The following is a 22,205-nucleotide window of genomic DNA, read 5'->3' on the forward strand; positions in this document are numbered from 1 at the left end:
TCCGATGAGGTCCATTGCGTTCGCCGACTTCCTCATCGGTGTGGGCATCCTCTTTGTGCTTGAAGGCCTGATGTTCGCAGCCAGCCCGGCCTGGATGCGCCGGGCGATGAAAAGCGCATTGGCGACGCCGGACAATATCCTGCGGATCGTCGGCATCGTCTCGGCGATCATCGGCCTGCTTCTGATCTGGTTCGTACGGCGGTAAGGTTCCTCCGGCACTTCGGGATGGTCCGAAGGACCAGTCCTCAGATGCGCAATTGCGCATCGGGAATCTCGAGATTCTCGGATGTGGAAATGCACATCTTAGTTCGCTTCGCGCCCCGGAATGACGGTAATCAACGGCCGCAACTAGCTCTGGCGCCAACGAAATCGTGAGCCGAGAGCCGCCCGTTTTTCGCTGGAATGTCAGGCGCAGATGCTTGCGTCCAAGACCCGTTCGGGCGCACTGTGGGCCCAAATTTGAGCCTTTGGAGACGAGCCGACATGACCGGTGCCAGACCCGCCTTGAAAAGCCGCCTGCGCCTGATGGGAATTGCGATCTCGCTCGGTGCCGCCAGCATGCTGGCTTCAGTGCCCGCCAGCGCGCGCGGGCCGGACGGTATCGCCGACATTGCCGAGAAGGTGATCGATTCCGTCGTCAATATTTCGACCTCGCAGAGCGTGGAAGCCAAGGGCGGCAGGGATACGATGCCGCAATTGCCGCCGGGCTCACCGTTCGAGGAGTTTTTTGACGACTTCTTCAAGAACCGGCGAGGCGGCCTGCCCAAGGGCGGCGACAAGAGCGGCGAAATGCAGCCGCCGCGCAAGACGAATTCGCTCGGCTCCGGTTTCATCGTCGATGCTGCCGGGGTCGTCGTCACCAACAATCACGTCATCGCGGATGCCGACGAGATCAACTTGATCATGAACGACGGCACCAAGATCAAGGCCGAACTGGTCGGCGTCGACAAGAAGACCGACATTGCGGTCTTGAAGTTCAAGCCGGTGAAGCCGGTGACCGCGGTGAGGTTCGGCGATTCCGACAAGCTGCGGCTCGGCGAATGGGTGATTGCGATCGGCAATCCGTTCAGCCTCGGCGGCTCGGTAACGGCCGGCATCGTATCGGCGCGCAACCGCGACATCAGCCAGGGGCCGTACGACAGCTACATCCAGACCGACGCCTCCATCAACCGCGGCAATTCCGGCGGGCCGCTGTTCAACCTCGAAGGCGAAGTGGTCGGCGTCAACACGCTGATCATCTCGCCGACCGGCGGTTCGATCGGCCTCGGCTTCGCGGTGCCGTCGAAGACGGTGGCCGCCGTAGTTGATCAGCTCCGGCAGTTCGGCGAACTGCGCCGCGGCTGGCTCGGCGTGCGGATCCAGCAGGTCACCGAGGAGATCGCCGAAAGCCTCAACATCAAGCCCGCCCGCGGCGCGCTGGTCGCCGGCATTGACGACAAGGGGCCGGCCAAGCCTGCCGGCATTGAGCCCGGCGATGTCGTCGTCAAGTTCGACGGCAAGGAGGTCAAGGACCCGAAGGATCTCTCCCGCGTCGTCGCCGATACCGCCGTCGGCAAGGAAGTCGACGTGGTCATCATCCGCAAGGGCAACGAGGAAACCCGCAAGGTTACGCTCGGCCGCCTCGAGGATACCGAAAAGGTGCAGCAGGCCGCCGCCAAGACCAAGGAAGACCCTGTCGAGAAGCCGGTGACGCAAAAGGCGCTCGGCCTCGATCTTGCCGCGCTGAGCAAGGACCTGCGCACGAAGTACAAGATCAAGGAGAGCGTGAAGGGCGTCATCATCACCGGTGTCGACGGCTCCTCCGACGCCGCCGACAAGCGGCTCTCTGCCGGCGACGTCATTGTCGAGGTGGCGCAGGAAGCGGTCGCCAGCGCCGCCGACATCAAAAAGCGCGTCGATCAGCTCAAGAAGGACGGCAAGAAATCGGTGCTGCTGCTGGTGTCGAACGGCGAGGGCGAATTGCGGTTCGTGGCGCTCGGCGTGCAGTGATAGATCACGTAGCGGTTGACCCGAAAACACTGTCGTCCCTGCGCACGCAGGGACCCATAACCACCAGCGCGGATTGTATCAAAGGCAACTGGCCCCATCGCATCATGGACGGGCCGCGGCGTATGGGCCCCTGCGTGCGCAGGGACGACGCAAGAGTTCTTATCCCCCCACAAACTCCTCGCGCCGATAGCCTTGCGCGTACAACAGCGCAGTGAGGTCGCCGTAGTCGATCCGCGCGGCGGCAGCGGCGGCCACCGCCGGCTTGGCGTGATAGGCGACACCGAGCCCCGCCGCCTGGATCATGCCGAGGTCATTGGCGCCGTCGCCGATCACCAGCGTGTCGATCTCGTCGAGATCGAAGGATTCGCGAAGCTCGATGAGCGTAGCCAATTTGGCGGCGCGGCCGAGGATCGGCTCGGCAACCTCGCCGCTGAATTTGCCGTCCCGCACCTTCAACTCGTTGGCGCGGTTTTCCTGGAAACCGATCTTGGCCGCGACCGCATGGGTGAACAGCGTGAAGCCGCCGGAGATCAGGCAGGTCCAGGCGCCGTTGGCGCGCATGGTGGAAACCAACTCACGGCCTCCCGGTGTCGGCGTGATGCGCTTTGCCAGGACTTCGTCGACCACGCCGACGGGCAGGTCCTTCAGGAGCGCGACACGCTCGCGCAGCGCCGGCTCGAATTCGATCTCGCCGCGCATCGCGCGCTCGGTGATGCCTGCGACATGCGCCTTCAGCCCGGCGAAGTCAGCCAGCTCGTCGATGCATTCCTGGCCGATCATGGTGGAGTCCATGTCGGCGAGAAAAAGCTTCTTGCGCCTGAACGCGGCAGGCTGCACGACGATGTCGATCGGCAGGTCACCGCGCGCCTGTTGCAGGCGGGTCTCGATCGCTTTGATCTCGTCCGGGCTCTTGACCTGGCTGTCGAAGGGAATGTCGACTGCCACTTCGTCGAACAGCCATTGCGCCGTTCCCGGCGACGGGAGAACGGCCAGCGCTCCGTCGACGACGGTGGTGTCGAGCGCGGGGTTGGCCGGATTGCAGATGAGGGTGGCGACCAGGGACATGCAGACGTATCAGCTAGATTTGAGCAAGGCCGTGCTTATCGCAGGGCCGACCGCCAGCGGCAAGTCGGCCCTGGCGCTCGAATTGGCCCAAAAGACCGGCGGCGTCGTCATCAACACCGATTCGATGCAGGTCTACCGCGATCTCTGCATCATCACGGCACGGCCGACGCCGGAGGAGGAGGCGCGCGTGCCGCACCGGCTCTACGGCCATGTCGACGCGTCGGTCAATTTCTCGGCCGGAGCGTGGGTGACGGATGCGGGAAAGGTGCTCGCAGAGGCGCGCGCGGAAAAGCGGCTGCCAATCTTCGTCGGCGGGTCCGGCCTTTATTTCAAGGCATTGACGCGCGGTCTCTCCGCGGTGCCGCCGATCCCCGCCGAGGTTCGCGATGCTGTTCGGGCGCGGCTGGAACGCGACGGCGTTGAAGCGCTGCACACTGAACTGACGCGGCGCGATCCCGTCTCCGCCGAGCGCCTGAAGCCGCGCGACCGCACCCGGATTGCCCGCGCCCTGGAAGTCGTGGAAACCACCGGCCGCGCACTGCCGGACTGGCATCGCGAGGGCCTGCCGCCGCTGCTGCCTCGGAGCGAGTTCTCGGCGCTGTTCCTTGCGCCTGAGCGCGAAAAGCTTTACGCGCGGATCGATGCGCGATTCGGCGCGATGCTGGCCGCGGGTGCGCTGGACGAGGTCGCAGCGCTTGCCGGGCGAAAGCTCGATCCCCTGCTGCCGGCGATGAAGGCCCATGGCGTGCCGGCGCTGATCCGGCACCTCAGGGGAGAAATCACGCGCGAGGAGGCCGCCGAAATCGGCCGCGCCGACACCCGCCATTATGCAAAACGGCAGTTCACGTGGTTCAGGCATCAACTGCCGGAGTTCGAATGGGTGACGCCGGAGGCGGCGGGTCTGGTCCTTCGGACCATCCCGGAATGACGTCGGCTTAACGGCCTCGCATGGCTGCACGCATAAAATTCCCCCTCGCCGAATGCCCGGAACACCGCTACAATGCCTAAATCGCGCCGAGAGCGTCCGTCCCTTGACTTCCGGGGGCCGAACGGTATAACCCGCGCAACCTTTGGGAAGTCCGGGCCGCAAAATGCGTAACATTATTACCAAACTGCTTATCGTCGTCGTACCCAGGCACACCGCCGGGGATGGCTAGCGGCCATCCAAATTCAGGCGGTGTGCATGGGGCCTCTCGGGCCCTTTTTTATTTCCCAAAACAGACAACCGAAAGAAGCCGCGCCGACAAGCGCATCCGGAGCAGACCATGACCGACAAGAGCAACGACCCCAATCAGATGACCGGCGCCGCGATGATCGTGCGCGCGCTCATCGATCACGGTGTCCAGCACATCTTCGGCTATCCCGGCGGCGCGGTGCTTCCGATCTATGACGAGATTTTCCAGCAGAGCGACGTTGAGCACATCCTGGTGCGGCACGAGCAGGGCGCCGGCCATGCGGCGGAGGGCTACGCGCGCTCGACTGGCAAGCCGGGCGTGGTGCTGGTGACGTCAGGCCCAGGCGCCACCAACATGGTGACGCCGCTGACGGATGCGCTGATGGATTCGATCCCGCTGGTGTGCATCACCGGCCAGGTGCCGACGCACCTGATCGGCAACGACGCGTTCCAGGAATGCGACACCGTCGGCATCACCCGTCCCTGCACCAAGCACAACTGGCTGGTGCGCGACGTCAACGATCTGGCCAAGGTGCTGCACGAGGCGTTCTACGTTGCGACCACGGGCCGTCCCGGACCCGTCGTGGTCGACGTGCCCAAGGACGTGCAGTTTGCGGTCGGCACCTATCATCCGCCGCGCAAATCCGACGTGCATGTGTCCTATACCCCGCGGGTGAAAGGCGATGCGGCACAGATCCGAAAAGCGGTGGCGCTGTTGGCTGCCGCAAAGCGCCCGGTGATCTATTCCGGCGGCGGCGTCATCAATTCCGGACCCGAGGCGTCGAAGCTGTTGCGCGAGTTGGTCGAGGTCACTGGCTTTCCGATCACCTCGACACTGATGGGCCTCGGCGCCTATCCGGCAACCGGCAAGAACTGGCTCGGCATGCTCGGCATGCACGGCACCTACGAGGCCAACATGGCGATGCATGGTTGTGACGTCATGCTGTGCGTCGGCGCGCGCTTCGACGACCGCATCACCGGCCGGACCGACGCATTCTCGCCAGGCTCGAAGAAGATCCACGTTGATATAGATCCGTCCTCGATCAACAAGAACATCCGCGTCGACGTGCCGATCATCGGCGACGCCGGCAATGTGCTCGGCGACCTGCTGCAGGTGTTCAGGGCGGAGGCGAAGAAGCCTGACATCAAGAGCTGGTGGCAGGAGATCGCCACCTGGCGCGCGCGCAATTCGCTCGCTTACAAGAAGAGCAACGACGTCATCCTGCCGCAATACGCCATTCAGAAGCTGTTCGAGGCGACGCGCGGCCATGACACCTACATCACCACCGAAGTCGGCCAGCATCAGATGTGGGCGGCGCAGTTCTTCGGTTTTGAGGAGCCGCATCGCTGGATGACGTCGGGCGGTCTCGGCACCATGGGCTACGGCCTGCCGGCAGCGCTCGGCGTGCAGGTTGCGCACCCTGACAGCCTCGTGATCGACATTGCCGGCGACGCCTCGGTGCAGATGACGATGCAGGAGATGTCGACGGCGGTTCAGTTTGAACTGCCGATCAAGATCTTCATCCTGAACAACCAGTACATGGGCATGGTGCGGCAGTGGCAGCAGCTCCTGCATGGCAACCGGCTGTCGCATTCTTACTCCGAGGCGCTGCCGGATTTCGTCAAGCTCGCCGATGCGTTCGGCTGCGTCGGCATCCAGGCGATCAAGCCCGGCGATCTCGACGGTGCGCTCAAGGAGATGATCAAGGTCAAGCGTCCGGTGCTGTTCGATTGCCGCGTCGCCGCGCTGGAAAACTGCTTCCCGATGATTCCGTCCGGCAAGGCGCACAACGAAATGCTGCTGCCGGCGGAAGCAACCGATGAAGCCACCGCCGCGGCGTTCGCCGGCGGCAAGGCGCTGGTGTGAGAATGCGAGACAAGGGTTCGCTGTGAGGACGCGAGACAAAAATTCCGCTGTCATCGCCCGGCTTGCCGCCTCCGATAAAGCTTCGGCGAGCCATGACCGGACAGCCTCGGCGAAGCCTTGGCGTAGCCGGGACCGGGCGATCCAGTACGCCGCGGCGTCTCGGCTGTGCTCGGACGCCTCTGGAATACTGGATCCCCGCGTTCGCGGGGATGATGAGCATACGAGAGGATCGAGAAGTGTTTGACCTCGCAGAGCTCGAACGCGCACACGACATCGTGGGGCAGGCGGTGCCGCCGACGCCGGCGCATGCCTGGCCGCTGCTCAGCGAGCGGCTGGGTACGAGCGTCATCGTCAAACATGAGAACCACACGCCGATTGGCGCGTTCAAGGTGCGCGGTGGGCTGATCTATCTCGACCGGCTGAAGCGGGAGCGGCCGAACATATCGGGGATCATTTCCGCCACCCGCGGCAATCACGGCCAGAGCCTCGCATTCGCGGCTTCCCGCCACGGCGTGCCGGCGGTGATTTACGTGCCGAAGGGCAACTCGGTCGAGAAGAACAGCGCCATGCGCGCGTTCGGCGCTGACCTCGTCGAGCATGGAGAGGATTTTCAGGCGGCCGCCGAAGAAGCCCAGCGCCGTGCCCAGTTCGCCGGCCTCCACATGGTTCCGTCGTTCCATCCGGATCTTGTGCTCGGCGTCGCTACCTACGCGCTCGAACTGTTCCGGACGGCGCCCGACCTCGACATTCTCTATGTGCCGATCGGGCAGGGCTCGGGCATCTCCGGCTGCATCATGGCGCGCGATCTGCTCGGGCTGAAAACCGAAATCGTCGGCGTGCAGTCGACCGAAGCGCCGTCCTACGCACTGTCGTTTGCGGCTGGCACGGTGGTAACCACCGAAACCAGCAACACGCTGGCGGACGGCATGGCGACGCGCAATCCCGATCCGGACGCATTCGCCATCATCTGCAAGGGCGCCGCGCGCATCGTCCAGGTCACGGACGACGAGGTCGCAGCCGCCGTCCGCGCCTACTGGACCGACACGCACAACCTCGCCGAAGGCGCCGGCGCTGCCCCGCTGGCCGCCGCGCTGCAGGAAAAGCAGAAGCTCGCCGGCAAGCGAGTCGGCCTGGTCCTGTCTGGCGGCAATATCGATTTTGATCTGTTCCGCAAATGGATCGGAATAGATGCCGCCGCCATTGAAAGGGTAATGGCGTAATGCAACGAACACCAGCCAGGTATTTACTGTCATCGTCCGGCTTGGCCCGACGATCCAGTACGCCGCGGCCTAGCGATCCATCGCAGTCGTCGGGGATTACTGGATGCCCGCCTTCGCGGAGTTGACAATGGAGAATGACAAGGGGACGACCATGAACCAGCCCGCATCCGCCTACTTCCTGGAAGAGCGCCACGATCCCAACGAGACGCATACGCTCTCGGTGCTGGTGCAGAACGAGCCCGGCGTGCTCGCGCGCGTGATCGGCCTGTTTTCGGGGCGCGGTTACAACATCGACAGTCTCACCGTCTCCGAAACCGAGAGCCACAAGCATCTCTCGCGCATCACCATCGTCACGACGGGTACACCGACGGTGATCGAGCAGATCAAGCACCAGCTCGACCGCATGATCCCGGTCTACCGCGTCGTCGACATGACGATTACCGGCCGCTCGATCGAGCGGGAACTCGCCATGGTGAAGGTGCGTGGCCGCGGCGACAGCCGGGTCGAGGCGTTGCGGCTGGCGGACGCGTTCCGTGCCCGCGTGATCGACGCCACGACCGAGAGTTTTGTGTTCGAGATCACAGGCAATTCATCCAAGATCAGTGAATTTATCGACCTGATGCGCCCGCTCGGCCTTGTCGAGGTGTCGCGCACTGGCGTTGCCGCGATCGGGCGTGGGCCTGAGGGGATGTGAACATGCTGGCGCGGGACTGGTATTACACTCAAAGGCGGCGGCTCGGGCTCGATTCGGCGGTCGCCTCGATCTACGACCGGCATGACAACAGCGACGATCGCGCGCGGGCCGCGCTCACCATGCTCGGCGTGCAGCGCGGCTGGCGCGTGGCCGATATCGGTTGCGGCAACGGTGTACTGGCCTGCGAAGCGGCGTTGATGGGGGCCGAGGTCGACGCAATAGATATTTCGCCGGCGATGCTGGCGCTCGCCAATATCCAGGCCCGCGACCGCAAGGTTGCGATCCGCACCCAGCCGGCAGGCTTGCTGAGCTTTGCCTACCAGCCCAATTCCTACGACCTGATCGTCAGCGAATTCACGCTGCACCATCTGCCTGACTTCTGGAAGGCGGTGGCGCTGGCAAGGATCTATGCCGCGCTGAAGCCCGGCGCGAATTTCTACCTGCGCGACATCGTATTCGTCAGCATGCCCGACGGCACCGAGCGCGATGTCGAGCAGTGGGCCGATTTCACCATCAAGAACCACGATTTCCAGCGCGACGGCGTGGTCACCCATATGCGCGACGAGTACTCGACCTTCGGCTGGGTGATCGAGCGCATGCTGACCGATATCGGCTTCACGCTGGAATCGGTCGACTACCACGCGCCGCTGCACGGCACCTATATCCTGCGCAAACCAAAGCCGGATCAACAGAGCTAGAAAAAATGAAACCGGCCGATGTTTGCATCGCCGTATTGGTGGCGGTGATCTGGGGGCTTGCTTTTGTGGCCAGCCGGATCGCGCTCGACGAGTTTTCGCCGGAATTGATGACGACGCTGCGCTTTTCCATCGCGGCCTTGCCCTGCCTGTTCGTGGCGCGGCCCAAGGTTTCCTGGACGGTGCTGGTCGCGATCAGCTTCACCTTGTTCCTCGGCCAGTTTCTTGCCCAGGCCTTTGCCATTGCGCTCGGCGTTCCGGTCGGTCTCTCCAGCGTGATCGTGCAGAGCCAGGCGCTGTTCACCATCGGCTTTGCCGCGCTGTTGTTTCGCGAGCGGCCGGGCGCGGGGCAGACAGTCGGCATTGCTATCGCCACCGCAGGCCTGCTGATGATCTGCGGCACCGTCGGCTACGATTTCAGCGTCAGCGCCTTCGCGATCTTGATGATCTCGCCGCTCAGCTTCGCGGCCGGCAACCTGCTGCTGCGGCATGCGCAGGGCGTGCCGATGTTCGACCTGTTCGCGTGGCTGTGTCTGGTCGCGGCAGTTCCGCTGTTTGCGTTGACGCTGGTCAGCAACGGCCCGCAGCCGACCTGGCATGCGCTGACCCACATGTCCCTCACCGGTTTGTTGTGCATGATTGGCCTCGGCGCCGTCTCCACCAGCATCGCCTACTGGCTGTGGGGCCGGCTGCTGCGGGATTACCCGGCGGCGCAAGTGGTGCCGTTCGCGCTGTTGGTCCCGTTCGTCGGTTCCGCTGCATCGAGCGTCGTGTTCGGCGAAACCTTTGGGCCGCTACGGCTTGGCGGCATGGTCACCGTCGTCGGCGGCATCGCCGTCATGTTGCTCTCCAAAAGTACCAAGGCTTCAGAAAAACAAGTTCTGCCAAAGATCGCATGAGGCCCCCATGTCGCAATCGCTGCTGATCGCCTTCATCATGTTCGCCACCGTGATGTTCTTCACGCCGGGGCCGAACAACATCATGCTGCTGTCGTCGGGGCTCACCTACGGCTTCCGTCCGACCATCCCGCACATCATGGGAATCACGGTCGGTTTTGCCTTCATGGTCGGCGCCGTCGGCCTCGGGCTCGGGACCATCTTCATCGCCTATCCGGTGCTGCAGACCATCCTGAAATATGCCGGCGTGGCCTACCTGATCTATCTGGCCTGGGCGATCGCGATGTCCGAGCCGCCGTCGGCGGATCAGGACAGCCGGGGTCGTCCGATGACGTTCTGGGGCGCGGCGATGTTCCAGTGGGTCAACGCCAAGGGCTGGGTCATGGTGATCGGCACCATCACCGCCTATGCGGCGATCGCCGCCTATCCCTGGAATATCGCGATCCAGGTCGGCTTAAGCCTGCTCCTGGGCATCCTGTCTTGCACGGCATGGGCCCTGTTCGGCACCGCCCTGCGGCCGATCCTGACCTCCCGCCGGGCGGTGCGCGCCTTCAATATCGTGATGGCGGTGCTGCTCCTGGCCTCGCTCTATCCGGTCTTCATGGACGCATGATGCCGCACCGGGCCATGCATAAACGGGTTTCCCCTTCGAGGGAAAATGCTCTAGACAACGCCGGAAATTCGCGGGCGACCGGCGGTCCCACCTGTCCAAATGCCTGATTAACCGGCCCTTTTTGGCCATCGATTGAGGAAACGACCATGCGTGTTTATTACGATCGCGACGCCGACCTGAACCTGATCAAGGGCAAAAAGGTCGTCATCGTCGGCTATGGCAGTCAGGGCCACGCCCATGCGCTGAACCTGAAGGACTCCGGCGTCAAGGAAGTGGCGATTGCGCTGCGCAAGGGCTCGGCCTCGGCCAAGAAGGCGGAAGCCGCCGGCTTCAAGGTGATGGAAGTCGCCGAGGCCGCGAAATGGGCCGACCTCGTCATGATGCTGACCCCGGACGAACTGCAGGGCGACATCTACCGCGAGCACCTGCACGACAACATGAAGAAGGGCGCGGCGCTGGTATTCGCGCACGGCCTCAACGTCCATTTCAACCTGCTCGATCCCCGCGCCGACCTCGACGTGCTGATGATCGCCCCGAAGGGCCCCGGCCATACCGTGCGCTCGGAATATCAGCGCGGCGGCGGCGTGCCCTGCCTGATCGCGATCGCCAAGGACGTCTCCGGCAATGCCCATGACCTGGGCTTGAGCTATGCCTCGGCGATCGGCGGCGGCCGCGCTGGCATCATCGAGACCACCTTCAAGGAAGAGTGCGAGACCGATCTGTTCGGCGAGCAGGTGGTGCTTTGCGGCGGCCTGGTCGAACTGATCAAGGGCGGCTACGAGACGCTGGTCGAAGCCGGCTACGCGCCCGAGATGGCTTATTTCGAGTGCCTGCACGAGGTGAAGCTGATCGTCGACCTGATCTATGAAGGCGGCATCGCCAACATGAACTACTCGATCTCCAACACCGCCGAGTACGGCGAATACGTCACCGGCCCGCGTATCGTCACCGACGAGACCAAGAAGGAGATGAAGCGGGTGCTCAACGACATCCAGTCCGGCAAGTTCGCCCGCGACTGGATGCTGGAGAACAAGGTCAACCAGACCTCGTTCAAAGCGACCCGCGCCAAGCTCGCCCAGCACCCGATCGAGGAAGTCGGCGCCAAGCTCCGCGACATGATGCCGTGGATCAAGAAGGGCGCGCTGGTCGACAAGACGAAGAACTGACGGTGTCGTTCCCCGGATGCAGCGCAGCACGCTGGTGATGCGCTGCTGGTCCGGGTCCATCGAAGCGGTCCCGGCTCTGCGGCGCATCGCACCGGACGATGCTTCGCATCGCGGAGAGCGCGCGGCACCGCGTCCGGGGCACGAGAGCATTCAGTGGCCGGTTCGATGCATTACCGGCATACCAATTTTTAAGCCTTGCTCGGTATATCCGGCGAGATCGCACAAACGGTCTCGCCGTTTCCTCGAAGGATTGCTGCTTCAAGCACATTCTTCAACCCGCCGCTCGAAACGCGCCAGCCGAGCCGAAACGAAGAACTGACGCCTAATGCACATTCTTGGGCAGGGAGCAGTTCAACAATTACATTAGCGATGGAAAGATCAGCGTTTACCGAGTCAAAGCTCGGTTGCCTAATGTGCATTCTCGTTCGTCAAACGAGAATCCAAGTTCGCCCTGATCCAGGCTCGGTGCCGTGACGACGGCGCCGCTCAATTCGTCCGGATGATTGGTTCTTTCTCGATCTTGTTGTGCAACTGCCAGAAGCGGACGGTGCGCTGGGCCGTCTCCATCGACAGCTTGCGGAAATCGCGCTGCGCGATCTCCAGCGTCTGCTCGCTGATCGGATGCGCCGGGCGGTTGCGCAGGATCGACTCGACCGTCGGCCAGTTCAGCCGTGCTGAGCGGCAGGGAATCAGGATCAGGTCGGCGCGCGGCCCTTCCATCAGCTTCGCTGTCATCTCGACCGGCATGTCGTTGAGGACGGCAAGTGCGACCGTCACTTCGTCGAACTTGTTCGACTCCGCGAATTTGTACACCGCCGCGTCGTCGAGCTCGTTCAGCCCCTTCATCAGCTTCACGAGTTCCTCGGCGACTCCGAAACTCCGGCTCGGTGGCGGAGCCTCGCGGGCGACCTCGTTCAGGACCCGCTTGATCTCTTCCTGCAGCGCGGGCGGCGCGATGGCCAGAAGCCGTGTGCGAACGGTCTCCTTGGCGCGGCGCAGCAGGTCCGCAATGAACTTTGCCGGGAAATCGGCGCGAAGGCCGAGGATTTCGACCAGTTCGTCGTCGGCGCCGGCGCGGGCGACGATGGTGGAATAGCCCTGGTCGGAAAACTTGGCGCCGGCATTGTTGGCGAGCTTGCGGATCACCTGGCCTTCGCCGCGGTCGACGATGACGTCGGTCACGGCCGCGGGCAGTTCGGCGCGGCCTGAAATGGCGAGCAGGTGATCCTGTCCCTTGCTGCTGGCGATCTCGACCAGCACGTCGGTGCCGAGCCGGCTGGAATGGGCCAGCACGTTGCCGGCGACCTCGATCTCGTCATCCCAGGCGAGATGCTGGATGACTTCGAACGGAGCGTAGTCGAGCGGCGCCAGCCGCTTGGAAAGTTCGGCCTTTGCCCGCGTCTCGACGCGCGCGATCAGGAGGCAGAGCACGTCGTCGAAGACCTTGACCTGGTCGTCGCTGAGGCGTTCTCCGTCAGTGGAGGAAGAGATCGGTGACCTGCCGCAGGGTCTCCACCCGCTTGGCGGATGAGCCGCCTCTGACGGCATCTTCAAGTTCGGCAATGATCGAGTGCGCCGGCTGTTGCACCATTGTGGGCAGCCTGTCTGTTGTTGAAGGGTTCGCGCCCACAATGGCCGGCCGAGCCTTACACCCGCGTTAAAGGCGGGGACCCGCTAGAACACAGATCGACTGCATTGGAATCGGGCAATGCATCGGCCGCGGTTGTTGTGGACAGGCGCATGTCGAAGCAGGCCGCGCATTGCAAATTTTGCGTTCTGAATTGCTTTACCAATCCGATCGGGACGTATGCCGTGATTTCGCGCGATAAATCGCCGATGTCGAACCGGATCGGCCATCTGCCGCGGCTTCCGGTACCCCGGTCCGGCTGCTATCCTCACCAAACCGTTCCCGGAAAAACTCGAATAGCAATCTGCCGAACAAGACGCCGTCAAGGCTGGCTGCACCCCGCGGAGGAAGCCCACGGAGCCGGCGCTTAAGCATTCCTTCACGACGAACTTCATTAGACCTCTTACAAGGGCTTAGGTCATGAGATCTGTTGTCATCACCGGCGCGTCCACCGGCATCGGCTGGGCCAGTGCGAAGCTCTTGCTCGACCGCGGCTTCCGCGTGTTCGGCAGCGTGCGCAAGCAGGCTGATGCCGACCGTCTCAAGGGTGAGTTCGGGGCGAACTTCACGCCGCTGATCTTCGATGTCACCGATGAAGCCGCGGTGCTGGCGGCTGCGCGCGAGGTCCGCACCGCGCTCGATGGCGAAACGCTCGCCGGCCTCGTCAACAATGCCGGCATTGCGGTCGCAGGTCCCGTGCTCGAACTCGCGGCGGGCGAATTCCGTCGCCAGATGGAGGTCAATTTCATCGGCCCGATCATTGCGACCCAGGCATTCGGGCCGCTGCTCGGCTCCGATCCGGCCCTGAATGGGCCGAAGGGGCGGATCGTGATGATCTCCTCGGTCGCCGGCAAGAACGGCAATCCGCTGACCTCGGCCTATTCCGCCTCCAAGCACGCCATCGAGGGGCTGTCGGAGAGCTTGCGCCGCGAACTGATGTTGTTCGGGATCGACGTCATCATCATTGCGCCGGGGGTGGTCAAAACGCCGATCTGGAGCAAGGCCGAGGAGGTCGATATCTCCGCCTACAAAAACTCGCCGTATTTCCCGGCGCTGGAGAAAATCCGCGCCTTCATGCTGCAACTCGGCGCGAACGGATTGCCGGCCGAGCAGATCGCCGAGAAGGTGTTCGAGGCATTGACGCGGCCCAATCCCAAGGTGCGCTACGTCATCGCGCCGGATCCGATGCGCCAGTTCATGGCGGCGGTGTTGCCCAAGCGCACCCTCGACCGGATCATCGCCAAGCGCCTCGGGCTGACGCCGCAAAGATGAGCAAAGGCACCGGCCACCAGTGACGACGGGAAAAAGCAGAGCCGAGCTGACGCAGATCGCCGACGCGGCGCTTCGCAGCCAACCGGGATGCGAAACGGCGTCCGTCCCCGCCGTGCGTGCGCTTCCCAACATCCGCGAGGGGCGGAACTGGGAAATCCCCAACGTCGTTCTCGGCGACAGCCTGATCAGCGACGTCGACCGGGCCGTCCTGTCAGTGCACCGCCGTCTCGGACGGAAGTTTTACCTGAAGGACGACTAGCCCGCCCGTGCCGGCGCCTGGGCACGCGGCGCCATCGCGATCATCCGCAGCGCGAACACGGCCACGAGCGGAATCAGGAACAGCGCGTAGAGCGGCATGTCGGGAATCCGCTTGCCGAACGACACCATGAACTGGAACAGCAGATAGTAGCCGCCCACGAGATGCAGCCGGCGCCAGGCGCGTGCGCCGATCGCAGCGGCCGTGCGGTCGAACGAGGTCGCGGCCATCGCGACAATGAAGGCATAGCCAATGCCACCGAAGATATAGGACGCGATCGAGGTCGCCGCCGCATAGCCTATCGGGCCCATCACGGCGAAGCAGGCAATTGCGGCCGCATGGATGGCGTGCGAGGCCGCAAAGGTGACGCCGAGATAGCGGCGATTGCGGCGCAGCCACCGCGTCGAGGCGTTCGGCCATAACAGCGCCAGCGCGGCGGCTGCGAAAGCAAGGCAGAACAGCACCAGCGAGCTGCGTGCGGTGAAGCGGATCACCATGCGCACGCCGTCGACTTCGAACCCGCGCATGCCGGCGATCCCGATGCTCATGGCCAGCAGCGTCAACGCGAGCAGGGCGAACAGCCGCCAGCCTTCGAACCATTTTTGATGTGTCGGCATGTTCGTCCCCTTTTGTCTAAGCCGTCATTGCGACCCGTTGGCTCGCAATGGCGTGGATGGCAATGTAATCACCAGTTACATGCACTCTGCGGATCGGGTCAATCCGTGTAATCGGTGCTTACATTCACGACCGGGTGATGGTAGGAGAGGGCATGCGTCCGTCAGCCAAGCCTTCCGTCGCAAAATCCCCCACCACCAAGTCGCGCCGCCGCGTTGCGCGAGCGGCCCCGCCAAAACCCTACCATCACGGCGATCTCCGGCGCGTCCTGATCGACGCCGCGCTGCAACTGGTCGGCGAGGGCGGGGCGGAGGCGGTCAGCGTCCGGGAGGCCGCCCGCCGGGCCGGCGTATCGCCGGGCGCGCCGTTCCGGCATTTTCCGAGCCGCGATGCCCTGATCCAGGCGGTGGCGGAGGAGGCGCAGCGGCGGTTCCGGGCCGAGATCGAGGCAGCGCTTGCCGCGGCACCGGCCGGCAATCCGCTCGGCCGCTTTCGCTGCCTCGGGCTCGCGTATCTGCGCTGGGCGATGCGCAACCCGACCCATTTCGAAATCATTTCGAGCCGCCGCCTGTTCGACCACGACCAGTCGGCCGCCATCGCCAGCGACAATGCCGAACTGATCGCGCTGACCGAGCAAACGCTGGCCGAAGCCTTTGCGGCGGGCCAGCTCCACAGCGCCGACCTCAAGCAGGTGCAGATCGCCGGCCGAGCGCTGGTCTATGGTTTTGCCCGGATGAATATCGACGGCCATTTTCCGCGCTGGGGCGTGGCCGGCCCCGAGGCCGAGCGGACCGCCGAGGCAATACTGGATCTTTTCATCGAGGGGATAGCCAGCCGGCCACGGCCGGCCTGATCATGGCGCTCAACGGCCGTACGACTACCGGCAAACGTCCGCCCGAGGGCAAATTCATTGCCTGTTCATGACGATTCCACTACGTTTTTGTGACACGGCTCAGGTTCCGGATGGGTCGTGCGTCTCCTGGTCGTCGCCAGCCAAGGCTATGTATTGCGCCGGGTCATGTTGCGTTCCCCATGGCGCCCGCGCCAAATCCAGGGCCCTCCGCCACCACCCTTGTTGCCGGGCTTGCCGCGATCGGTTTCTGGCGCCTTTCCGCCGTTGCTGCACCGCACATATCGGCGCTGGCGCTCCTGCTGCACACCGAAAGCGATTTCGGCGGCCGCATGGGTTTTGCCCTGGCCTGGGGCATCCTGAACTTTCTTTTTGTCGCGCTGCTACGGCGTCCGGCGCTGTCGGGCGCGCTGTCGCTCACGCTGGTCGTGCTGCTGGTGCTGCTGTCGCGGCTCAAGCACGACGTCGTGCAGATGACCGCGAACTTCGTCGACCTGATGGTGATCGACCGCGACACCGCGGCGTATCTGTTCACGATCTTTCCGAACTTGCGCTGGAGCGTGGTCGGCGCATCTCTTGTCATCCTGCCGCTGATGTACGCGCTGTGGTGGCTCGACCCGTTCCGCATCCGCCGCCTGCCGGCCACTGCTGGCCTGCTGGCCTGTCTCGCAAGCCTGGCCGGTTATTCCGTCGTCTGGCCCGATGAAGCCTGGCGCGGCTATTACGACGATGGCTATCTCTCCAAATTCGCCCGCTCGGGCGTGACCGCGGTTTCCGATTTCGTCAATTACGGCTTTATGGAATCGGAAGCCGTGACCGCCGAGCGGCTGAAGGTGCCGCTGGTCGATTCCTGTCATGTGGCCGGTCGCCGTCCGCACCTCATCATGATCCATGACGAGTCGAGCTTCGACATCCGCCAGGCCGCCGGCGTCAAGGTGCCGCCGGGCTATGGCAGCCATTTCAAGTCCTTTGACGGCCGCGAGCGCAAGTTCATGGCCGAGAGCAGCGGCGGCGCAAGCTGGATGGCCGAGTACAACGTGCTCGCCGGCCTGTCGTCGCGGTCGTTCGGCCGCTTCTCCTATTTCGTTACCCGCATCGCCTCGGGCCGGGTCGAACGCGGCTTGCCGCTGGCGCTGCGCCGCTGCGGCTACAACACCATCTCGCTCTATCCGGCCTACGGCGCCTTCATGGGCGCGCGTGGCTTCCAGACCTCCACCGGCATCCAGCACTTCTATGACGCGCGCGCGCTCGGCGCCAAGGGCATCGAACCCGACAGCTTCTTCTACGACAAGGCCGTGAACCTGATCGCCGAGCAGCCGGCCAACACGCCGCTGTTCACCTTCGTCTATCTCGCTGCCAACCATTTCCCCTGGGAAACCAAATTCCGCCCCGACCTGCTGCCGTCCTGGCGCGCCCCCGGCAACGAGCCTGTGGTCGACGAATATCTGCGCCGCCAGACATTGAGCGCCGGGGATTATGCGGCGTTTGTCGCCAGCCTGAAAAAGAAATTCCCGGCGCAGCCATTCCTGATCGTCCGCTACGGCGACCATCAGCCGGAGTTTTCCTCGAACCTGCTCGATCCCGGCCTGGATGAAGCCAGGGTCGCCCGCAAGTTCGATACCCACGACCCGCGCTACTTCACCACCTATTACGCGATCGACGCCGTCAACTTCGAGCCGGTGAAGAGTTCCGCGATCATGGACACGATCGACGCGCCCTATCTGCCGCTGGTGATCCAGGAGGCCGCCGGCATTCCGCTCGACCCCTCGTTCGAGGAGCAAAAGAACATCATGCTCCGCTGCAAGGGGGTATTCTATGCCTGCAAGGATGGCGCCGAGGCGCGCAGGTTCAACCGGTTATTGATCGACGCAGGTTTCATCAAGGGGCTCTGAGGAGCGATATGTCTGCTGCCGTCGCCGAGTCCGGAATGAGCGAAACCGCCGTCGCGAAAGCGCGCGGCGTCCGGTTCTTTGCCGCGGCTGGCCTGATCGTTGCCGTCCATCTGGCGGGGCTGGCGGTCCTGCTCACCACCGAATACGGACCGTTCGCGATCACGCTCTCGGTGCTGGCGTGGGTGTTCGTGAACTGCTTCCTGCTGGTCGCGCTGCAGCGGCCCGGCGTCTGTGCGGCGCTGGCGCTGGCCATCATCGTGATCCTGATCGCGCTGTCGCACTTCAAGTTCGGAATTCTGCAGCTAACGCTGACGTTCCTTGACTTCCTGATCATCGACCGCGATACGTTTTCGTTCCTTCTCTCGGTGTTCCCACGCTTGCAGTTACAGTTGGCCTTGGCAGGCCTCGTTGCGGTTCCGCTGTTGTGGCTGGTTTGGCATTTCGATCCCTTCCGCGTGCGCCGCCGCTTTGCCTTGACGGGGCTGGCTGCGACGACAGCATTGATCTCGGCGATGTCGGTAGTCTGGCCCGAGCAGGCTTGGGAGCCGTTCCAGGGGGTCAATCATGTTTCCAGTTTGGCGCGCTCGGGCGTGGTGGCGGTGTCGCGGCTGGCTTCGACGGGATGGATCGAGGTCGATCCGCCGACGAATGGCCCGCTTCGCCTTGCGGGAGCGCACGCTGCCGGCCCGCCCATGCTGCCGCCCGCCGAGACCTGCGACGCCACGGCAAAGCGACCGCACATCATCATGCTGCTCGACGAGTCGAGCTTCGACATCTCGGCCGCGCCTGGCATCAAAGTGCCGCAAGGGTACTCCGATTACTTCAAGTCCATCGACGGCAAGCAACGGACCATGATCGCGGAGGCAACCGGCGGCCCGACGTGGTACACTGAATTCAACGTCCTGACCGGCATGTCGGCGCGGTCGTTCGGCGATCTGAAGTTTTATGTCACAAGGATCACCGCGAACCGTGTTGCGCGCGGGTTACCGCAAGCGCTTAAGCGTTGCGGATACAAGACCTTCTCGCTCTATCCGACCTATGGCAACTTCCTCGGCGCGCGCGCATTCCAGAAGGGTGCTGGCGTCGGCCACTTCATCGACATGGCGGATATGGGCGTCGCCCAGGATATGCAGCCCGACAAGTTCTACTTCGATCAGGCCTTGAAGGTGTTTGCGCGCGAGCAGCCGCAGCACGCGCCGGTCTTCATGTTCGTCTACCTCACGGCCAACCATTTTCCCTGGACCGACGTCTATCGGCCCGATCTGACACCGCTGGACTGGACGCCACCGGGAAACACGGCGGAGACCGACGAATATATTCGTCGCCAGGTCATGACGCAGAACGACTACCGCGAATTCATCGCTGCCCTTAAGCGCGACTATCCGGATCAGTCGTTTCTGGTGTTGCGTTTCGGCGATCACCAGCCGGCTATCTCGCAAAAGCTGCTTGAGCCCGGCATCGATCAGAAATTGCTGGCGAAACGCTTGATGGCAGCCGATCCGCGCTACTTCTCAACCTATTACGCGATTGACGGCATCAACTATCGGCCGGGCGACCTCTCGTCGGCGCTTGATACGCTCGATGCGGCCTACATTCCGCTCGTGATCCAGGAAGCCGCCGGCGTCCCGCTCGATCCGTCGTTCGAGGAGCAGAAGAAGATCATGCTTCGCTGCAACGGCGTGTTCTATGCTTGCCGAAAGGGCGCGGAAGCGAGACGATTTAATCGACTCCTGATCGACGCCGGGATGATCAAGGGACTGTAACTCTCCGCTCGCCATGGCCGCGCATGACGACGGGGTTACTTCCTCCCCACCTTCTCCCACAGCCACTGCGCTACCGCATCCGGCGAGCTCGCCGCGTCGTTGCCGGATGCGCGCAGATTCGCTTCGCGCATGGTGGCGATGTCGATCTTGCCGAGCAGCTCGGTCAGCGACTTGCGCAAGGCCTCGTCATTGGTGCGCTTTGGCGCGAGCAGCACGATCGCATCATAGGGCGGGATTGCGTGCCTGGGATCGCCGAGCGTCACCAGATCGTATTTCGCGATCAGCCCGTCGCTGGTGTAGCCGGCGATGACGTCGACTTCGCCGGAGGCGACCGCCGCATACATGAAGTCCGGCTGCATCTGACGTTGGCCGCGGAACGACAGGCCGTAGGCCCTGCGTAGCGCGGCCCATTCGGGGCGCGAGAAGAATTCATAGTCGCCGGCGATCGACATGTTCGCCGCGCGCGAGGCGAGATCGGCGACGGTGCGGATACCCAACTGCTCGGCGCGTTTGCGCGGCATCACCAGCGCATAGGCGTTCTCGAAACCGAGTTCGCCGAGCAGTGTGATGTTCTGCTTCGCTAGTATCGTCTTCAGCTCGGCCACGAGCTCCTGACGCGGCTTGATGTCGGTGCGGTGAAACTGGTTGGCCCACAGCGTGCCGGAATAGTCGATGTAGAAGTCTATATCATCAGCCGCCAGCGCTTCGAAGATCACGTTGGAGCCGAGACCTTCGCGCTTCGTTGCCAAGAGGCCGGCTGCCTTCAGCCGCTGCGCCATCAAGGCAGACAGGACATACTGCTCGGCAAAAGTTTTGGCACCGATGATGTAGTTCGTCTGCGGCCGCACCAGGTTAGGCGCCAGCGTAGCAACGACGAGCGCCGCAATGCCGACGCTGCCCAGTGTGGCGCGAAAACGGCTGCGGTTGCGCAAGCCGTTTTCGATCAGCGCCAGCAGTTGATCGACGAGCAGCGCCAGCACCGCGGCGGCAATGCAGCCGAACAGCACGAACACCCAGTTCTGGGTCTGCAGTCCCGCGAAGATATAATTGCCGAGGCTGGTCTGGCCGATTGGCGTCGACAGCGTCGCGGTGCCGATCACCCAGACGGCCGAAGTTCGGATGCCTGCCATCATCACCGGCAGCGCCAGCGGCAGTTCCACCGTGAACAGCGATTGCCGCGGCGTCATGCCGACGCCCTGTGCTGCTTCCAGGATCGCGGCATCGACACCTTGCAGGCCAGTGATGGTGTTGCGCAGCACCGGCAGCATCGAATAAAGCGCCAGCGCCAGCACCGCGGGCAAAAATCCGAACGCGGAAAAACCGACGCCGAACCATGACAGCGACAACGCCGCGAGCGCCAGGAGCAGCGGATAGAACAGCGCCAGCAATGCCAGCCCCGGCACGGTCTGCACGATGCTGGCAAGCCCAAGCAGCGCGCCGCGCATCACCGGCCGATGGCGTGCGATGATCGCGAGCGGCAGGCTGACGAGTAACCCCAGCGCCAGCGCGGCGACGCTGACGCGGACGTGATTGCCGAGATAGTCGGGCAGGTGGCCCAATGCCTCGCCCCAGCGTGGATCGGCGAAGATGCTCATGCCGCACCCTCGCGAGGCAGCAGGGCGCCGAGCCGCTCGGCTTGCCGCCGCGGCGTGCGCAGGAGTTCGCCGACGTAAGCGTCGTCGGATTTGGAAAGCTCGGCCGGCGTGCCCTGCGCCAACAGCCGCCCGTCGCACATGATCGCGATGCGGTCGGCGAGCAGGATCGCTTCCGTCATGTCATGGGTGATCATGACGGTGGTCAGGTCGAGTTTCTTGTGCAACTCGCGAAAATCGTCGCCGAGCGCGTCTCGGGTCAAGGGGTCGAGCGCCCCGAATGGCTCGTCCATCAGCATGATGCGCGGACGTGCGGCGAGCGCCCGCGCCACGCCGACGCGCTGGCGCTGGCCGCCGGAGAGTTCATGCGGCAGCCGGTCGCGATATGGCGTGCGGTCGAGCCTGACAAGGTCGAGCAATTCATCCACCCGCACGGAAATCTCGGCGGGCCGCGTGCCAAGCAGCCTTGGCGTGATGCCGATATTGCCGGCGACGGTCAGATGCGGAAACAGCCCGCCGCTCTGAAAGACATAGCCGATCCGCCGCCGCAACAGGATCGGATCGACGTTGCGGACGTCCTCGCCTTCGACCGTGATGGTGCCGGAGTCAGCCTCGATCAGGCGGTTGGCGAGCCGCAATAGCGTGGTCTTGCCCGAGCCGGAGCCGCCGACTATGGCAAGGAATTCACCCTCGGCGACGTTAAGCGAGACGTCATCGACGGCCACCACGCGGCCGGCGTCGAACGTCTTGCCGACATGCGCATAGGCGATCAGTGGCGTGGCGGGCATTCGGCGCGGTCCCAACCTTGGCGGTTCCTGAAGGGTATAGTGATAGCCGATAAATGGCCCGGTCGCGAATGTGGGACTTCAAGTCCCCCGTTGTTGTGAAGCAATTGGTTCGAGATGGTCCACGGCTTGCCCAGTGATCACCCCGAGCTTCGGACTGACAGGATTTTCAGC

General features: G+C 63.7%; 20 protein-coding genes. 15 read left to right on the plus strand and 5 right to left on the minus strand.

Going from position 1 to position 22,205, the window contains the following annotated elements; genetic code table 11:
• Window positions 1-4: 4 nt before the first annotated feature.
• Complete coding sequence (locus tag V1273_RS09290; protein ID WP_213287716.1) at window positions 5-205, plus strand: DUF2065 domain-containing protein; 201 nt, start codon at window positions 5-7, stop codon at window positions 203-205.
• Window positions 206-483: 278 nt separating this feature from the next.
• Complete coding sequence (locus V1273_RS09295) at window positions 484-1,989, plus strand: Do family serine endopeptidase (protein ID WP_334409367.1); 1,506 nt, start codon at window positions 484-486, stop codon at window positions 1,987-1,989.
• 159 nt (window positions 1,990-2,148) lie between these two features.
• Here V1273_RS09295 and serB read toward each other — a convergent pair whose 3' ends face one another.
• Window positions 2,149-3,054, minus strand: a complete 906-nt coding sequence (serB, locus tag V1273_RS09300; RefSeq protein WP_334367489.1) for a phosphoserine phosphatase SerB — start codon at window positions 3,052-3,054, stop codon at window positions 2,149-2,151.
• On the opposite strand from serB, the gene miaA reads away from it, so the two are divergent.
• From miaA to ilvC, 8 genes are all read left to right on the plus strand, one after another.
• Window positions 3,053-3,982, plus strand: a complete 930-nt coding sequence (miaA, locus tag V1273_RS09305) for a tRNA (adenosine(37)-N6)-dimethylallyltransferase MiaA (RefSeq protein WP_334409368.1) — start codon at window positions 3,053-3,055, stop codon at window positions 3,980-3,982. The two genes, serB and miaA, sit on opposite strands and share 2 nt — an antisense overlap.
• Window positions 3,983-4,319: 337 nt before the next feature.
• The gene (locus V1273_RS09310) at window positions 4,320-6,095 is read left to right on the plus strand and encodes an acetolactate synthase 3 large subunit (protein ID WP_334367491.1); all 1,776 of its coding nucleotides are present in this window, start codon (window positions 4,320-4,322) and stop codon (window positions 6,093-6,095) included.
• A 236-nt stretch (window positions 6,096-6,331) separates the two neighbouring features.
• Window positions 6,332-7,315 carry a threonine dehydratase gene (locus V1273_RS09315; protein ID WP_334409369.1) on the plus strand — a complete coding sequence of 328 codons (984 nt, stop codon included), beginning with the start codon at window positions 6,332-6,334 and terminating at the stop codon, window positions 7,313-7,315.
• 151 nt (window positions 7,316-7,466) lie between these two features.
• A complete protein-coding gene (ilvN, locus tag V1273_RS09320; RefSeq protein WP_334367494.1) occupies window positions 7,467-8,009 on the plus strand; it encodes an acetolactate synthase small subunit in 543 nt (180 codons plus the stop codon).
• Window positions 8,010-8,011: 2 nt separating this feature from the next.
• Window positions 8,012-8,707 carry a class I SAM-dependent methyltransferase gene (locus V1273_RS09325; RefSeq protein ID WP_334367495.1) on the plus strand — a complete coding sequence of 232 codons (696 nt, stop codon included), beginning with the start codon at window positions 8,012-8,014 and terminating at the stop codon, window positions 8,705-8,707.
• Window positions 8,708-8,712: 5 nt separating this feature from the next.
• A complete protein-coding gene (locus V1273_RS09330) occupies window positions 8,713-9,603 on the plus strand; it encodes an EamA family transporter (RefSeq protein ID WP_334409370.1) in 891 nt (296 codons plus the stop codon).
• Between the two features lie 7 nt (window positions 9,604-9,610).
• Window positions 9,611-10,213 carry a LysE family translocator gene (locus V1273_RS09335; RefSeq protein ID WP_065749545.1) on the plus strand — a complete coding sequence of 201 codons (603 nt, stop codon included), beginning with the start codon at window positions 9,611-9,613 and terminating at the stop codon, window positions 10,211-10,213.
• Window positions 10,214-10,359: 146 nt separating this feature from the next.
• Window positions 10,360-11,379: a ketol-acid reductoisomerase gene (gene ilvC / locus V1273_RS09340; protein ID WP_213287708.1), complete on the plus strand. Its 1,020-nt coding sequence runs from the start codon at window positions 10,360-10,362 to the stop codon at window positions 11,377-11,379.
• Window positions 11,380-11,865: 486 nt separating this feature from the next.
• On the opposite strand, the gene V1273_RS09345 is transcribed toward ilvC, so the two are convergent.
• Window positions 11,866-12,927, minus strand: coding sequence for a DUF2336 domain-containing protein (locus V1273_RS09345; RefSeq protein ID WP_334409371.1), 1,062 nt, complete (start codon window positions 12,925-12,927; stop codon window positions 11,866-11,868).
• A 499-nt stretch (window positions 12,928-13,426) separates the two neighbouring features.
• Here V1273_RS09345 and V1273_RS09350 point away from each other — a divergent pair, with 499 nt between their 5' ends.
• Complete coding sequence (locus V1273_RS09350; protein ID WP_334367500.1) at window positions 13,427-14,278, plus strand: SDR family oxidoreductase; 852 nt, start codon at window positions 13,427-13,429, stop codon at window positions 14,276-14,278.
• A 19-nt stretch (window positions 14,279-14,297) separates the two neighbouring features.
• Window positions 14,298-14,537, plus strand: coding sequence for a hypothetical protein (locus V1273_RS09355; protein ID WP_334367501.1), 240 nt, complete (start codon window positions 14,298-14,300; stop codon window positions 14,535-14,537).
• On the opposite strand, the gene V1273_RS09360 is transcribed toward V1273_RS09355, so the two are convergent.
• Complete coding sequence (locus V1273_RS09360) at window positions 14,534-15,151, minus strand: hypothetical protein (protein WP_334409373.1); 618 nt, start codon at window positions 15,149-15,151, stop codon at window positions 14,534-14,536. The genes V1273_RS09355 and V1273_RS09360 overlap by 4 nt on opposite strands.
• Window positions 15,152-15,303: 152 nt before the next feature.
• Between V1273_RS09360 and V1273_RS09365 the strand changes: the two genes are divergently transcribed.
• The 3 genes from V1273_RS09365 to V1273_RS09375 all read left to right on the plus strand — a co-directional run bounded on the left by V1273_RS09365 (window position 15,304) and on the right by V1273_RS09375 (window position 19,654).
• Window positions 15,304-16,002, plus strand: coding sequence for a TetR/AcrR family transcriptional regulator (locus V1273_RS09365; RefSeq protein WP_334409374.1), 699 nt, complete (start codon window positions 15,304-15,306; stop codon window positions 16,000-16,002).
• A 179-nt stretch (window positions 16,003-16,181) separates the two neighbouring features.
• Entirely contained in the window at window positions 16,182-17,891 is a 1,710-nt protein-coding gene (locus V1273_RS09370) for a sulfatase-like hydrolase/transferase (RefSeq protein WP_334409375.1), read from the plus strand.
• Between the two features lie 35 nt (window positions 17,892-17,926).
• Window positions 17,927-19,654, plus strand: coding sequence for a sulfatase-like hydrolase/transferase (locus tag V1273_RS09375; protein ID WP_334409376.1), 1,728 nt, complete (start codon window positions 17,927-17,929; stop codon window positions 19,652-19,654).
• Window positions 19,655-19,689: 35 nt separating this feature from the next.
• Here V1273_RS09375 and V1273_RS09380 read toward each other — a convergent pair whose 3' ends face one another.
• Both V1273_RS09380 and V1273_RS09385 read right to left on the minus strand, forming a co-directional pair.
• Window positions 19,690-21,249: an ABC transporter permease/substrate-binding protein gene (locus V1273_RS09380; protein WP_334409378.1), complete on the minus strand. Its 1,560-nt coding sequence runs from the start codon at window positions 21,247-21,249 to the stop codon at window positions 19,690-19,692.
• A complete protein-coding gene (locus V1273_RS09385) occupies window positions 21,246-22,034 on the minus strand; it encodes an ABC transporter ATP-binding protein (RefSeq protein WP_334367507.1) in 789 nt (262 codons plus the stop codon). The genes V1273_RS09380 and V1273_RS09385 overlap by 4 nt, the downstream gene beginning before the upstream one ends.
• Window positions 22,035-22,205 lie beyond the last annotated feature (171 nt).

It is taken from the genome of Bradyrhizobium sp. AZCC 1721 (genome assembly GCF_036924715.1).
Taxonomy (GTDB): domain Bacteria; phylum Pseudomonadota; class Alphaproteobacteria; order Rhizobiales; family Xanthobacteraceae; genus Bradyrhizobium.